13 protein-coding genes are annotated in these 14,402 nt (G+C 43.8%); 9 read left to right on the forward strand and 4 right to left on the reverse strand.

All coding sequences use genetic code 11. The features are described from left to right. The first annotated feature begins 285 nt into the window (after window positions 1–285). The 3 genes from NIES1031_RS19150 to NIES1031_RS19160 all read left to right on the forward strand — a co-directional run bounded on the left by NIES1031_RS19150 (window position 286) and on the right by NIES1031_RS19160 (window position 2,960). Window positions 286–1,173: a DUF2267 domain-containing protein gene (locus tag NIES1031_RS19150; protein ID WP_073551078.1), complete on the forward strand. Its 888-nt coding sequence runs from the start codon at window positions 286–288 to the stop codon at window positions 1,171–1,173. A gap of 191 nt (window positions 1,174–1,364) precedes the next feature. Further along, on the forward strand, window positions 1,365–2,042 hold the full coding sequence (locus NIES1031_RS19155) for a hypothetical protein (protein ID WP_073551079.1): 678 nt from the start codon (window positions 1,365–1,367) through the stop codon (window positions 2,040–2,042). A 348-nt stretch (window positions 2,043–2,390) separates the two neighbouring features. Continuing rightward, window positions 2,391–2,960, forward strand: coding sequence for a glyoxalase-like domain protein (locus NIES1031_RS19160; protein ID WP_236738914.1), 570 nt, complete (start codon window positions 2,391–2,393; stop codon window positions 2,958–2,960). A 286-nt stretch (window positions 2,961–3,246) separates the two neighbouring features. On the opposite strand, the gene NIES1031_RS26430 is transcribed toward NIES1031_RS19160, so the two are convergent. Further along, the gene (locus tag NIES1031_RS26430; protein ID WP_407919511.1) at window positions 3,247–3,498 is read right to left on the reverse strand and encodes a GNAT family N-acetyltransferase; all 252 of its coding nucleotides are present in this window, start codon (window positions 3,496–3,498) and stop codon (window positions 3,247–3,249) included. A gap of 260 nt (window positions 3,499–3,758) precedes the next feature. Further along, window positions 3,759–5,489, reverse strand: coding sequence for a lysine--tRNA ligase (gene lysS, locus NIES1031_RS19170; protein ID WP_073551081.1), 1,731 nt, complete (start codon window positions 5,487–5,489; stop codon window positions 3,759–3,761). Between the two features lie 303 nt (window positions 5,490–5,792). Between lysS and NIES1031_RS19175 the strand changes: the two genes are divergently transcribed. The 4 genes from NIES1031_RS19175 to NIES1031_RS19190 all read left to right on the forward strand — a co-directional run bounded on the left by NIES1031_RS19175 (window position 5,793) and on the right by NIES1031_RS19190 (window position 10,107). Next, on the forward strand, window positions 5,793–7,133 hold the full coding sequence (locus NIES1031_RS19175) for a cytochrome P450 (RefSeq protein ID WP_073551082.1): 1,341 nt from the start codon (window positions 5,793–5,795) through the stop codon (window positions 7,131–7,133). Window positions 7,134–7,368: 235 nt separating this feature from the next. Further along, a complete protein-coding gene (locus NIES1031_RS19180) occupies window positions 7,369–8,946 on the forward strand; it encodes a helicase C-terminal domain-containing protein (protein ID WP_073551083.1) in 1,578 nt (525 codons plus the stop codon). 256 nt (window positions 8,947–9,202) lie between these two features. Further along, entirely contained in the window at window positions 9,203–9,415 is a 213-nt protein-coding gene (locus tag NIES1031_RS19185) for a DUF2839 domain-containing protein (protein WP_015187327.1), read from the forward strand. A 347-nt stretch (window positions 9,416–9,762) separates the two neighbouring features. Beyond that, the gene (locus NIES1031_RS19190; RefSeq protein WP_073551084.1) at window positions 9,763–10,107 is read left to right on the forward strand and encodes a DUF1815 family protein; all 345 of its coding nucleotides are present in this window, start codon (window positions 9,763–9,765) and stop codon (window positions 10,105–10,107) included. 143 nt (window positions 10,108–10,250) lie between these two features. Here the strand turns inward: NIES1031_RS19190 and recA are convergent, their stop codons facing one another. Then, window positions 10,251–11,318 carry a recombinase RecA gene (gene recA / locus NIES1031_RS19195; protein ID WP_015187325.1) on the reverse strand — a complete coding sequence of 356 codons (1,068 nt, stop codon included), beginning with the start codon at window positions 11,316–11,318 and terminating at the stop codon, window positions 10,251–10,253. Window positions 11,319–11,593: 275 nt separating this feature from the next. On the opposite strand from recA, the gene xseA reads away from it, so the two are divergent. Together xseA and xseB are read left to right on the forward strand one after the other, a co-directional pair. Further along, the gene (xseA, locus tag NIES1031_RS19200; protein ID WP_073551085.1) at window positions 11,594–12,823 is read left to right on the forward strand and encodes an exodeoxyribonuclease VII large subunit; all 1,230 of its coding nucleotides are present in this window, start codon (window positions 11,594–11,596) and stop codon (window positions 12,821–12,823) included. A 4-nt stretch (window positions 12,824–12,827) separates the two neighbouring features. Further along, window positions 12,828–13,082 carry an exodeoxyribonuclease VII small subunit gene (gene xseB, locus NIES1031_RS19205; RefSeq protein WP_073551086.1) on the forward strand — a complete coding sequence of 85 codons (255 nt, stop codon included), beginning with the start codon at window positions 12,828–12,830 and terminating at the stop codon, window positions 13,080–13,082. A gap of 122 nt (window positions 13,083–13,204) precedes the next feature. On the opposite strand, the gene NIES1031_RS19210 is transcribed toward xseB, so the two are convergent. Beyond that, window positions 13,205–14,401 (reverse strand): DNA double-strand break repair nuclease NurA, encoded by a 1,197-nt coding sequence (locus NIES1031_RS19210; protein WP_073551087.1) that lies wholly within the window; start codon window positions 14,399–14,401, stop codon window positions 13,205–13,207. Window position 14,402: the final 1 nt, after the last annotated feature.

Raw genomic sequence — 14,402 nt, forward strand, 5'->3', positions numbered from 1 at the left:
ACTTACAGTGTCATGAGCACAATTAGCTACTAGCGGTTAGTGATTAGTCAATAATAGGCAGAGTCATTCGCTTGCTTTACTGATGGATATTAAAAATGAGGAGTATCTTTAATTTTAAGCATTCAAATTTATCCATTTTCTTTCAACTAAAAGCTAATCGCTAGGAACTCATTGCTTTTTTGACATCAGTTGTAGTCATTTGCCGCAATTGGTCTTAGTTAGTTTACTAAGCTGGAAACTTAACTAAACTACTGTTAACAATCTAGAAAAATTAGGGAAAGTGCAATGCCAATTCCAATTAGAGAAGATATTGTCTACATCATCCTCAATAAAATTAACGACAGTGGTCAAGGAATGCACGAAGTTAAGTTTGAGGAAAGCGATTTCTTTCCTGGAATACAAATAACAAGAGCCGAATTATTGGGTCATCTTGATTATCTCAATCAGATGCAATACATTAAAGCAGAATTTTCAGGTAATGCTTACGCTAACCAAGAAGATGTTCCGAGCGTTGTCGATTCCAAAGAAGTTGACTTTAGAATTGCTAACACTTTTGGTGCCGACGACGGTCCTTTACCTCATTTAATTACTTTTGAAGCAGCAGAACTTACCGAAAAAGGTAAGCGAATGTTGCAAAAAATGAAAGACAATCCGCCCAAATCGCTTAAAGAAGGGGTATCAGTTCCCATCGCAACAAAAGATATGCCCTTCTTAGAAAAGGTGATGATCAAGGGTGGTTTAGAAGATATTTTCGATACGCGAGATGTCGTGGAAGTCGTATATCGGGTAATGCGTGATTTGATGCCCACAGATGCGATCGAGCGTGTAGAAGGCGAACTACACGAAGAAGCATTACCAACAGAAGATAAAGCTCTGCAAATGGAAATTGCCGACCTTTGGAAAGATACTAATCCGATTGTTGGATTTTTGAGTAGAGTTCGTCCACCCTTCAAAAAGCATGGAGGTCCTGGACTATTTAATATCGATGACGACCGCTTTTTGTTCCGTGTCAAAAATGAATCGCCAATGGCAGCAACGGGTTACGATATAGACCGCGAACGAGTCGTGTCGGCTGTCTTTTCCGCAACTAAAGACGAATTATCTGAAGAGCGAATTAAAGAAATCGCTCAATATCTGCCGGGTAAAGTTCGTCAACTTTGGGAAGAAGCTTAATTCAATTTACATATTTGCAATTAGTTAAGTTATGAGTTATTCAAGTAAAATTTAACTCGTAACTTAATTTATTCAAAATATTAGTTGCATCAAAATTGAGTTAACAACGTTATAGCTTTTGATTAAGAAAACAGCTTTGAAATTAAATTGACTGAACGAAACAAGGTTGAATATTTGCCTCAGAGGTAGAAATGTTTAACGGTGCTCGACATAATAAAAAAGTCCAACTATTTGCTGTTGTTAGTACAATCCTCATAGTTCCAATAACATCTGGAACAGCCTTCGCAATTCCAAGAGAAAATCAGTTATCTCAAGCGCAACCTGCCCCTGCGAGTCCATCACTGAATCCTAGACCAAGTATTTTTAACGAACCACCCTACAATCGTACCCAAACTCCAGTCTCGCCAGGGTCTGGGACACTACCCGTATCACCCACAACCCCAGGAACAACGCCGCCTTCTCCTTGCCCACCTACTGGAACCGGTGTAACAACACCTGCCCCCGCACCTGGAGGATCAGTGATTCAGCCTCCATTACCAGAACAACAACAGACACCCAGCGCTAGAGTCATACCTGTTAATGGCAGAGTCAATATCAGGCTGACGAATACAACCAATGCAGTTGTGTTGTATCAAGTCATTGGCAATACTGAGCAACGAAGTCTTGCAGGAAAGTCGGAAGTAACGCTCCGCGATTTATCCGCACCCGTATCATTAACTTTTTCTCGACAAGACCGAGGACTACTCAGACCAACTGTAAGTGCAACTTCTATGGGATTGTTAGAAGTGACATTAGATGCAACAACTGACTTATCTGAGGATCGAACGACAATTAGAGTGCAACCTGATGGGGCGGTGTTATTAAATTAGTCAGTATTGATATACGTAGTTTCAAAAATAGGACTTTCCTGAGTGAGGATAACAACTCCTCACTCTATTTAATTTATTGTTGAGTCGCCACTGCGATCACTTACCAAGTTAACGTCGTCAAGCGCACTCGATCGTTTGCCTCAGCATAAATACTTAGCTCATAATAGAAGGACAAAAGTTATATTTTTTGTCATTGATAAACTAGAAATGTATACGTAACAATATCTAACTCAGCAACAATGGATTGCTCAATGCGAATCAACCACGCCTTAAAGCAAGACACGAGTTGCAGTTTTTAAGACAAATTATTGCTTAAACACTTGTAAATTAATGTTTTTATCTGGTAACATGCTTTTTCTTCTTTCTCCTTTAACGCTCGGTGCTTTTTTTCCAGGACTCGACACCTTGTTTTCTACGCAAGGAATTATGGTCATGCTTCTAGCCGCCTATGCAGGCGCGATGTGGCTATTTCTGACGAGTGCGCCCAAAGTACACACTGTTATGGTGTCTGATATGGAAATTGCTCGACAGTTGTATGAAGGGCTGCTCGACCTACCAGCTGCCGATGTGCCGCTACACTATTACTACAACTACGAGCAAACAATTGGTGCAGCAGGAATTGACCCACTATATATGTCTGCTAGTCCAGGAATTGGCACAACTCGCACTTTAAATGCGCCTGAGGGATTGTGGTATCAACTCAAGAAAAACACTCAGTTGCACGTAGTATCTGGCGCTGGGTTGGGGAAAAAGAACCAGCAACGTCATGTTTGCTTTGATCGCGACTGTTTAGAACAAATCTTGATGCGTGTGGAAGTGCGTGGATTGAAGCACAAAATCCTGAGTCAAAAGCCATTAAACTTTTTGGTCAAAGATCTCGAAGGACGTGTCATCGAGTTAGCCGAAGTTTCTAACTAAAGGTGGATGCGGCGGGACGCCTAGTGGCTAAAGTCGCGGCTAAAAGCACAAAGTCCACCTTGGTGTACTAGAGAAATCTTGACATACTTGATCTGTGTTGCGGCAATTTCCACTAACACCTGCACTACCGGCTTGAATGCGAGGCAGCTTCTTGAGAGTTAAAAGTATTTGCCAAGGAAAATGACTTCTTTTACCTTATGCACCCTTGTCAACATAGTAGATGTATTCAATGTATGTCTCTCGAACTTTCCGCGCACCTGTTACCTCAAAAGTCCTCTTTGCAGGCTCAATTATCCAAAGTTCCGACCCAAATGCGGCTAAGCTTATCTTCTATACAAAGCCTTTTGAGATCTGCAATCATCCGAGTGGCGATTCCCTTTCTCCTGAACCTTTCATCAACGACGAGATCGTACAAATACACTTGGAAGCTGGTATTCTCTACAGCAGGAAAACAAAAAGCACTCAAATAGCCAACGGGAGCCGAAGCAATTACACACAAAATAAAGTAGCAATGTTTACTAGCTAAGGCTTGCTTCAGATAAGCATGGACTAGCTACCTTCCTGCTGCGATCTTCCTCTAGTATTAACAGCTGGATGGCGAAAGCTAAAAAGCTCCTGATCGCTCTGTTGTAGTTTCCGTATCTCGACGAAAGGTTGTCATAAAATAATTCTGCGATTGCGAAAAGGAAGACACATAAGGGAAGAGAAGCGAGGAAACAGTGCTTAGCAAAATGCCTAAGTAATTTCTCTCAGCTAGAGTTTTCCTGATCCCCAAACTCAGACATCTGACCCCTTCTATCACTCACTTTTCAACCGCACTTGGTCATAAGCAAATTTACCGCGAATGAACTCGTTAAAGTATTGTCCTTGAGAAGTTTCTTGTTCTAGCCCTTGTGCGATATCAGCGGGAACATCTTGATAGTTGTAGATGCTACCATTTTTGAATTCAATTTGGAGAAGTTTTCTTGGCGGATCGTAATCGTATTTTTTGATTAAGCTGCTAGCAGATTTGAGTAACGGAAAAGCGATCGCATCGCGAATACTCGCACAATCTGTCAACAGCATCACCAAGCGGTCAATTCCAATACCTAAACCCACAGTGGGCGGCATTCCGTATTCTAAAGCAGTGATAAAATCTTCATCAACACCCTGCGCTTCCAAATCTCCGGCGGCTTTACGCGCTGCTTGGGCTTCGAGTCGCTGACGTTGGTCGATCGGATCGGTTAATTCCGAAAAACCATTCGCTGTTTCTCTACCCACAATAAACAATTCAAATCGCTCAACCAAACCAGGCTTAGACCGATGCGGCTTCGCCAAAGGTGAAATTTCTACAGGATAGTCGAGAACGTATGTTGGTTGAATAAGTTGCGATTCGGCTTTTTGCTCAAATGCTTCATTAAGAACTTTACCAATCGAATCACACTCTTCAACATCAATTCCTGCACTCGCCGCTGCTGTTTTTGCTTCTTCAAGCGTAGAAAATACCGCGAAATCGATGCCGGTCACTTCCTTAACTAAATCGTGCATTGTGACGCGTCGCCAGGGAGGGGTTAAATCGATCTCCTCACCTTGGTAGGTAATTTGCAGCGTACCCAAAACCTCTTGCGCCACAGTAGTAATCAAGTCTTCCGTCAGCGCCATCATGTCATTGTAGTCACCATAAGCTTGGTAAACTTCTACTGACGTAAATTCTGGGTTGTGGCGTGTTGAGACACCTTCATTACGAAAAATGCGTCCTAACTCGAAGACTTTTTCAAACCCACCGACAATCATCCGCTTAAGGTGTAATTCGGTTGCAATTCGCAGATACAACTCCATATCTAGCGCATTATGGTAGGTGATAAACGGACGCGCATCCGCACCTCCTGCCTCTGGTTGGAGTACAGGCGTTTCAATCTCAATAAAGCCTTGTGTTTCTAAATAGCGACGAATTCCCGCAGTAATTTGAGCGCGACGACGAAATGTTTGCTGTACTTCTGGATTCACAATTAAATCAACATACCGCTGACGATACCGCTTTTCGGTATCTGTAAGACCATGCCATTTGTCTGGTAAAGGTAATAAAGATTTCGTCAGAATCGCGTACTCGCTGACATTGACGGATAACTCACCTTTTTCCGTCTTCTTGATTGTGCCTTTGGCTCCTAAAATATCTCCCACATCCGTAAGCTGCTTTAAGTGATTGAAAGCATCAGGATCGGTATTTGCCATGCCTTGCTGGATTCTTTTTTTATCCAGGTACAGTTGAATTGTACCAGTTTCGTCTTGCAAGCTGAAAAAAGCGAGTTTACCAAAGACGCGACGTGCCAAAATACGACCGGCGATCACCACTTCTACATCGACTTCTTCACCACTTGGTAAATCAGCAAATTTTTTTTGCAATTGTGCAGCATGATGCGTCACTTCCCAGCGGTAAGCGTAAGGATTCATCCCTAGTTGCTTGAGTTGAGCGACTTTTTCTAAACGCGCAGCACGGATTTCTTCTAAACTTGAGGTACTTTGAGAATTTGAAGACTGATCGGCAGACATGGTAATTACTAATTAGGAGCCACTGAGGAACTATACAGACTGGCAATGCTTTTGATTATAAACTTGTGCTGTAATTCCTGTAGCAGTGTAAGTGCTTCAACTTATCGCTTCACTAGGATAAATTCCTCTTTTACTTGCGAACAATAACGCAGTTGCGATCGCATTGTCACGCAGCCACACATCATATTGACGTTCAAAAACTTTATCTCCTACCTGCAAGCCTATGTAACCAGAGGTTCATTTTGTGAGTCTCAATAGACTAGTTATAGAGGTTGCATGATAGTAGGAATCATCAGGATCATCATGGAACAAGATATTTTTGAATTACCAGGACCAGAAGGTAAGGCTTTAGTCGGTAATTTACTCGATTTAAGCCAAGATCCGTTAGGTTTTTTAACACAGTGCGCGCGGGAGTATGGCGATATAGTACCGATGCGCTTAGGATTAACGCCAACGTGTCTTCTCACGCATCCTGACTTAATTGAGGAAGTTCTCAAAGATCGGGACTCTTTTATCAAAAGTCGGGGTTTTCGGGCATTGCGCACTTTATTAGGTGAAGGATTATTAACGAGTGAGGGTGACTCGTGGTTTCGCCAGCGCCGCTTAGCCCAACCTGTTTTTCACCAAAAGCGAATTGCTGGTTATGCCACGATTATGGTTGAATATGCCGAACGAATGCTGACAACTTGGCAAAATGGAGAAACGCGCAACGTTCACGCCGATATGATGCGTCTTACGTTGAACATTGTGATGAAGTGTTTATTTAACCAGGATATTGATGAAGGAAACGCGCAAATTGTTGCTAACGCGCTGGATGTGGCAATGGATTGGTTTGAAAGTAAGCGCAAGCAAAATTTCTTGATTTGGGAATGGTTTCCGCGACCAGAAAATCTTCGCTATCGCAACGCGATTAGTCAAATGAACGCAACAATTTACAGCATTATTGAGCAACGACGCACCAGCGGCGAAGATCCTGGCGATTTACTCTCGATGCTGATGCAAGCGCGCGATGAGGATGATGGTACTGGAATGAGCGATCGCCAGTTACGCGATGAAGTGGCAACTTTGATGCTAGCAGGGCATGAAACTACTGCAAATGCTTTGACCTGGACGTGGATGTTACTTGCTCAACACCCCGAAGTATTATCTAAACTTGAAGCCGAGTTGCAACAAGTGCTTGATGGACGTTCTCCGACTGTCGCTGATATACCGCAGTTGCGCTATACTGATATGGTTGTCAAAGAATCGATGCGACTTTATCCACCAGTCGCTATTTTTGGGCGAGAAGCTGCGGTAGATTGTCAAATTGGCGGCTACAGCGTACCGAAAGGCTGCACGATTATGATCAGTCAGTGGGTCATGCACCGCGATCCTCGCTATTTTGAAGATCCGGAAACTTTCAAACCCGAACGCTGGGCAAACGATCTAGAAAAACAGTTACCCAGAGGCGTTTACATTCCTTTTGGTGATGGACCGCGCGTTTGTATTGGCAAGGGTTTTGCGCTGATGGAAGCTATTTTGTTACTTGCAACGATCGCGCAAAAGTTTCGCCTCAATCTTGTTCCTGAATTTCCGATTGTGCCGCAGCCTTCGATTACGCTGCGCCCAGAGTATGGAATCAAAGTGGTTGTAGAGCGTAGATAGTATTGAATTATGGGCAGGCTTCGGCTCTGCCCTTGAAATTCTAGTATGTAGATATTCACACGCTCTTCACTTGAGGGAGGCGCGATCGCTTTAAATTTAGCTACACTGCATAAAGCTTCCCTATAAGGAGGACTTTTTTGTATCGACGGGGCGATTCCACTTTCAGCCGCCTTGTGTTTGCATTCATAATAAAACAGGCGTGAGTAAATTAAGTTGATAGTACGAGTAAAACTACGTGATTGAAGCAGAAGTCCACTACTCACTGCATAACTTCTTGCGATCGCAAGGCGAAGCTTCCTGGCACCATCATCTAACAATGGCGCGGCTGGTTGCACGCGGATTACGACTCAAGCGTAGTGCTTTAATTCAAGTCGGGGCTGGTAGTGGCTATCAAGGGCGATATCGCCTGAGTTATCTTGCTCCCGCACTAATGTGGCAAGAAGCTGTAATTATAGTCGCCCCTGAGGAAGTACAGCAGCAATTACTCCGTGTTGAAATTCCGCCATTACAACAGTGGCTGCAAACCAATAAAAAAATTCTCACAGGTGATTCGTGGGCTTACGATGGTTTTCAGGGAGTACTGATAACTTCTCCTGCATCTTGGTTAGCAGCACAGTTAGCAGAAAAAGGATTTCCGGCTAATATACCTACGATTTTGGATGGTGTTGATGACCTCGAAGCTTGGACTCGCACTCAACTCACCGCAACGATTCAACCGAGTGATTGGGAGGAATTAATGCTGGCTTTTCCCAAGCACGTAGAACTCATTCGCAATGCACGAGTCCAACTGACAAAAGCAATTTTTCAACATCCCGTTAATCCCTACGAGTGCTATTTAAGCTCGCAACAAGAGCAGGACATTCTTCATAGTCTCGACCAAAGCATAAACATAAGTTGCAAAGATATAGCGCCACAACATAGCGATAATGGCTTAAAACAATTTACATCAACACGCAATCTCGGTGTACCAAATGCTTGGCGTAAGTTTTGGCAAAGTCCCCGTGACAATCAACTGCTTTGGGCAACCGTTTCACGTTCTCAGGGGTCATTTTCCTTACACTCGTCCCCTGTAGAAGTTGCATCGGCGCTTGCACCAATTTGGTCAAGACAACCTGTTGTTTTAGTTGGTAGTGCCTTAGATCAAGAAGCTGAAGCACCGATTTATCGAAAAAACTTAGGTCTAGGTGAGTTAACTTGTCTAAAGTTTTCTGACGATCGCCGCGAAAATCTGATTCAACTTTATCTACCTGATCGCTTACCTTTACCAAATACCCCAGAATTTCAAACCGCGTTCATTGAAAAAGTTCATTCACTCCTTAGTTCAACTACGGCATCTCCTGGATTGACAGTCGTTCTAGTAGGTGATGTACCGCTTAAAGCCCAAGTCGGCGCAACTTTAGCCGCAGAATTTGGCTCTAGGGTACAAGTAGAGAAAACAACTTCTTTTTTAGATCAGCGCGGAATCTTAGTGACTGGTTGGAACTTTTGGCGACAGCATCTCAGTCAATTGCCAACGCCACAATTATTAATTGTTGCCACATTACCTCTACCTTCCTTAGAAAACCCCTTAGTTGCAGGCCGAGTTGCGTACTACAAGCGCACGCATCAAGATTGGTTTCGGCTGTATCTCTTGCCAGCTGCTTTAAATGAATTATCGCGGGCGATCGCCCCAGTCCGCGATCGTCATGGTGTTGTTGCCTTACTTGATAGCCGAGTATTGCACCGAAGTTATGGCTCTCAAGTTCTCGCTGCGCTCAGCCCAATGGCAAGAGTTGATTATCTTGATTCTAGTCTCCTAACTCCAGCCAATTGAGAAACTAGAAGTGAGGAATGAGAGGCGAATGAGTCGTGATGAGTGGCTAGTACGTAAGTTTTGAATTGTTCGCGCTCATAGTTGGGCGGCATTTATTAAAAAAAAATTCTCAACTTAAAACTTATCACTTTTCTACCCATTGCTGTGACACCAGCAACAGCGTTATTATCAAGGCACAGTAAGTATTTGATCTCTAGTCCAATAATAAGTTTTTGTGAGTCTTTACTCAATCCAAAATACCGAATGGAATAAGACTATGGGCGAAGCAAAGCGTCGTAAAGCAGCATTAGGAGAGAACTACGGTAAAGAAGCTCAAATCCTGCCATGGCTTCCTATTACCAAAAGCCAAGCCCAACAATTCGCTAAGTGGAGCAATCGCGGTGCTTGGTTTGGCATTGGCTTTCTTGTTATTTGGTGGATCACCGTTCGGTTTATTGGTCCAGCTTTTGGTTGGTGGCAAGTAACTTGATTTTGAATCAATGATTTTTTAATCAAAGTCATAAAAATTTACATTGGGTTTTGCCAATTTCTCACAATCAAGCGTTAGGTAAACATAGCCTGACGCTTTCTTTATTTCCAGCCATCACAGACACTGGAAACCGAACATTTTGGTGTCCGTCTAGGGCTACGTACATCAAATATGACTTTTTGCATACACTCAATTGCTAAATAATCAGTTAGCTTGGATATATCAGATATTTATCTGAAATTTAGACGAAATATTACCCTTTGGAGTAAATATCTCTACAAATTAGGTAAATATAAAGAAAATCTAAAAATAGGTTTACAATTAAGTGTGGTGTTTGGAGGACAACCGTGTTTCTCAGACTAGCAGAACAACACCGACAATATGTCCAGGATCTCGTGATGAATCTACAAGCTTTGGCAACCGTGTTAGAGCGACGTGGATATCCCGCATCATGTTATACCTGTGGCGGACAAATGAGTAGCGCCTCATTTATGGTTAGTTTAGGAAATAACCATTTGATTCGGTTTCTCGTGTCCGATTATGGCATCACATGGACCGAGATGCGCGACGATCGGGAACTAATGAAGTTAGAGGGTGCTGAAGCAATTAGTCAGTTACAAGAACTGGCTAATTTAGTTAAAAACTTTGTTCCCCCTAGTGAATCACCGACATTAGTCAGCAAAAACGTCTAAAGCTAATTTATTAGCACTTGTCAGGGTGGCGGAGCGGTCGCCACCTAATTTTTTAGTATGTAGCGATAAATGCAAAAAACCCCAGCCAAGAACAGCTAGGGATAGATATCAGTGTTTAAAACTTAGCAGTTTATGCCAGGTTACTATTCATCAGCTTCTAAATCATCATCTTCTGTTGATGAGGATACAGAATTTGCAGAAACAACGGCTCCCATTTCGAGTTTCTCGCGTACTAGCTGTTGAATTTGTCCAGCGAGTTCAAAGTTTTCTTCTAAGTACTTAATCGCATTATCACGACCTTGGGCAATGTTATCACCGTTGTAGCTATACCAAGCTCCTTTACGAACAACAACGCCCGTTTCCTCAGCAAGGTCAATCACACAACCTAAAGTTGAAACACCTTTACCAAACACAATGTCAAATTCTGCCACTCTAAAGGGTGGAGCAACCTTATTCTTGGCAACTTTCACTTTGACACGATTACCAAACTCTTCGGTGCCTTTTTTCAAGGTTTGAATGCGGCGAATGTCGAGTCGCACTGAAGCATAGAACTTCAGCGCGTTACCACCTGTCGTAGTTTCTGGATTACCGTATGTCACACCAATTTTCTGGCGCAATTGGTTGAGGAAAATGACTGTACAGCCAGATTTACCAATGTTACCTGTAATTTTTCTTAACGCCTGGCTCATTAAACGAGCTTGCAGACCAACGTGCGCATCACCCATTTCACCTTCAATTTCTGCACGGGGGACAAGTGCCGCTACTGAGTCTATAACGACAATGTCTACAGCTGCCGAACGGACTAACTGATCGACAATTTCTAAAGCTGCTTCCCCTGTGTCGGGTTGAGAAACGAGTAAGTTGGCAATATCAACTCCCAAGGCAGCAGCGTAGGTAGGATCGAGAGCGTGTTCAGCATCTACAAATGCCGCGACACCACCATTCTTTTGCACTTCGGCAACCGCGTGCAGCGCTACTGTCGTTTTACCAGAACTTTCTGGACCATAAATTTCGATAACTCGCCCTTTGGGTAAACCGCCGCCCAACGCTAAATCTAGGGTTAACGCACCCGTAGGAATTGTTTCCACCCGCATCCGAGTGGCATCCCCAAGGCGCATAATTGCCCCTTTGCCAAAGTTGCGTTCGATTTGGTTTAGCACCAAGTTCAGGGCTTTTTGCTTTCCGGATGTATCAGTTGTATCAATAGCCATTATTGCCTCTAAGTATGGAGGTTGAAAAATTATTCTGGGAGTTATGACTAGTGCAGATATACTATTCTAGCCGGATTTTCTCGACTTTTGCATGAAACTCAAAGCAGAGTTTTGATGGTAAAACAAGTCACGTATAATAAATCGTCCAAGTGTGATTCTACGTTTATTTTGCGTGGTAATTCAGTAAAATTTTGAACAACAAAAACCTGGATTATACACAGTAGATAATAGTTTCAAGCTTACCACTAACTACGAATTGTTCTTTTAGTTTTGTAATGACTTTTTATCAAGCTGATTTAGTGACAGACACTGCGATTTCTGTAGCTGGATTAACCGCGTATATTCAGGCGCTGTTAGAAGAAGATCCCCAGTTACGCCAGGTTTGGGTTATTGGCGAAGTTTCCAGTGCTAATGACCACCCGAAAGGGCTATTTTTTACGCTGCAAGATATTGAAGGCAAAGCCGCGATTAACTGTGTAGTGTGGCACAGTCAAATCGATAAACTCGCACAGATACCGCAACGCGGAGAACAGCTAATTGTTTTGGGAAGTTTGCGGCTGTATCCGCAACGAGGACAGTATCAGTTAACGGTGTGGCAAGCCTTACCCGCAGGCGATGGTCTACAAGCATTGCGTTATCGCCAGCTACGCAACCGTTTAGAAGCCGAAGGGCTATTTGCCGTTGAACGCAAGCGATCGCTTCCAACTCATCCGCAGACAATTGCGGTTGTCACCTCTAGTGCGGGTGCTGCGTGGGGTGATATTCAAAAAACACTTCGCAGTCGTTATCCAGGGTTGCGCGTCTTGTTTTCCCCAGCTTTAGTGCAAGGCGAACAAGCACCAGAATCAATCGCGAGGGCGATCGCACGGGTAGAAGCAGATGGTAGAGCAGAAGTCTTAATTTTGGCGCGGGGTGGTGGTGCGGTTGAGGAATTAGCTTGCTTTAATGATGAACGCGTCGTCAGAGCGATCGCCCAATGTTCGATTCCAGTCATTACAGGTATTGGTCATCAACGTGACGAATCTTTAGCTGACTTAGTTGCGGATGTTTCCGTTCATACTCCCACCGCAGCCGCTGAACGCGTTATCCCTGAATTGCGAAAGCTTTATCTAGAACATCAGCAAAGAGTTGTGGCTTTACGTTCCGCTATGTTTCAGGAACTAGCAACTCTAGAAAATCAGCTACAGGAATTTAAAATTCGTTTACAGCGTTTGCGCTTGGATCAAAAAATTCTCCAACAAATGCAGTTACTCACATCGAAGCGTCAACAGCTTATTGCTCGAACAAAGCAGCAATTACAGCAAGCAACTCTTTGCTGCCAATTTTTAGAGCAGAAGTTAGCTACGCTTGATCCTAGGGCAGTACTAAAGCGGGGATATGCCGTAGTGAGACACGAGCAAGACGTGATCGCGCGTAAGGCTCGCGACTTAGCAGTAGGGCAGAAACTATCCATTCAGTTAAGTGAAGGACAAGTTAAAGTCGAAGTAAAAGAAATCATCGATTAATTTTATGGCTAGACGTCGTAAGGGTGCTAATTCCGAACCAGTAGATGCAACACTCAAACCCGATTGGAATTATGAAGCTAAGGTTGCTGAAGTCGAAAGAATTATTGCTCAAATTGAAGGTGGCGAGTTGGAATTAGAAGAAGTATTCGAGCAATTTACGGCAGCCTTTGAATATTTACGTCAATGCGAAACTTTTCTCCAACAGCGACAGCAGCAAGTCGATTTATTAATCGAAACGTTAATTGATGAACCCGTGTAGAAAAGCAGAGGTGCCAGTTGCGTGCGGAGGTGTCCTGCGTTGAGCAAACTGGCGTGGGCAGAGGAGCGAATGCATTCAAAACATCGCGTACTAGTCACTAGCCACTCTTCCCTCGCCTCTCCTTAAGCAATGCTGCCACGTTTGCGGGCTTCCTTGTAGGAAATTCCGACATTACGCAAACCAGCTTTAATCATTTGTTGTTCGAGTAAGGCAAAGAAACGCGCGCGATCGCCGCCACGAACGACAGCTTGATTATGTGCTTCTGCAAGCGCAACGGGATAGCCGTAACCTTTTTGTACCTGTGCCAACATTAAGCTGAGCGATTGAGCGAGTAGTGCTGGGTTTTCTGCTACCCAAGCGGGGACTTCAACTCTGGCAATTTCTGTCCCCACATGAACGTAGCAAAAATAAACGGTATGGCAACCGTATAAATCAAGAATGCGGTGCGAACTACGCCATAAAGTACTGCGTTGTCCTGGCTTGAGGGAAAATGTCCACAGTGCAATATCGCGTAAAGGATCGAGCATCTGACACGGCGCTTTTTCGACAACCAAATTCGGGCAGTAGGTTACGCAATCAGGATTTTCGTGCGGACACGCTTGTAAGCGCAAGAAGTTAATTGCTTCTCCGCTACGCGATGCACTCAAGTAGCCCATGATCGGAATACCTGCCTCTTTTAGCTGATCCCAAGCATCTAGAATCGGTGGCAAAATGCGCTCGCGTGCTTCTAAGGGTAATTGCTCTAAAAACCAATAAATCAGTGAACCATCCACCATTGCTAAGAGTGGCACTGAAGATGATAATTCTCTATCCCTCATCCCTGTAAGTGCTAGTTCTGCCAAAATTGTTGCTTCTGAAGCAGTGCGGCAATATCCCATCCATTCTTCGGTACGAATTCCCCACTGACGCGAGATGTATAAGTCTTCAGCGCGATAAAACACTTCGGGTAAGCTATCTAGCAATGGTTGGCGATTTTGCCCATAGTGCAAGACAACACGCCCAATGTTGAGGAGGTAGCAGTAAGCAATTTCGTGCTGATTTGGGGCAATTTGCGAGCCATCCGTCGCAATCACAGTGTGAACTGCTGGGGGAATGGGAATATCGACGGCAGTATCAAGAGGTTCAACGGGTGTGGCGATGCTGAACAGAATGCGATCGCGCCATTTTTGTTGTTTGTTTACTAATTCAGCTTGTTGCGTACACGCATCCGCAAATAACTCTTGAGCTAATTCTACGCGCTGACGACTAGCAGCCGCCTCTAGAGAGAGATGCTGGCTAATGCCTTGCATCGCTTTTGCAAGTTTTGTTAAATCGAGCATA

Origin of the sequence: Chroogloeocystis siderophila 5.2 s.c.1 (assembly GCF_001904655.1) — a bacterium.
GTDB classification, from domain to species: Bacteria; Cyanobacteriota; Cyanobacteriia; order Cyanobacteriales; family Chroococcidiopsidaceae; genus Chroogloeocystis; species Chroogloeocystis siderophila.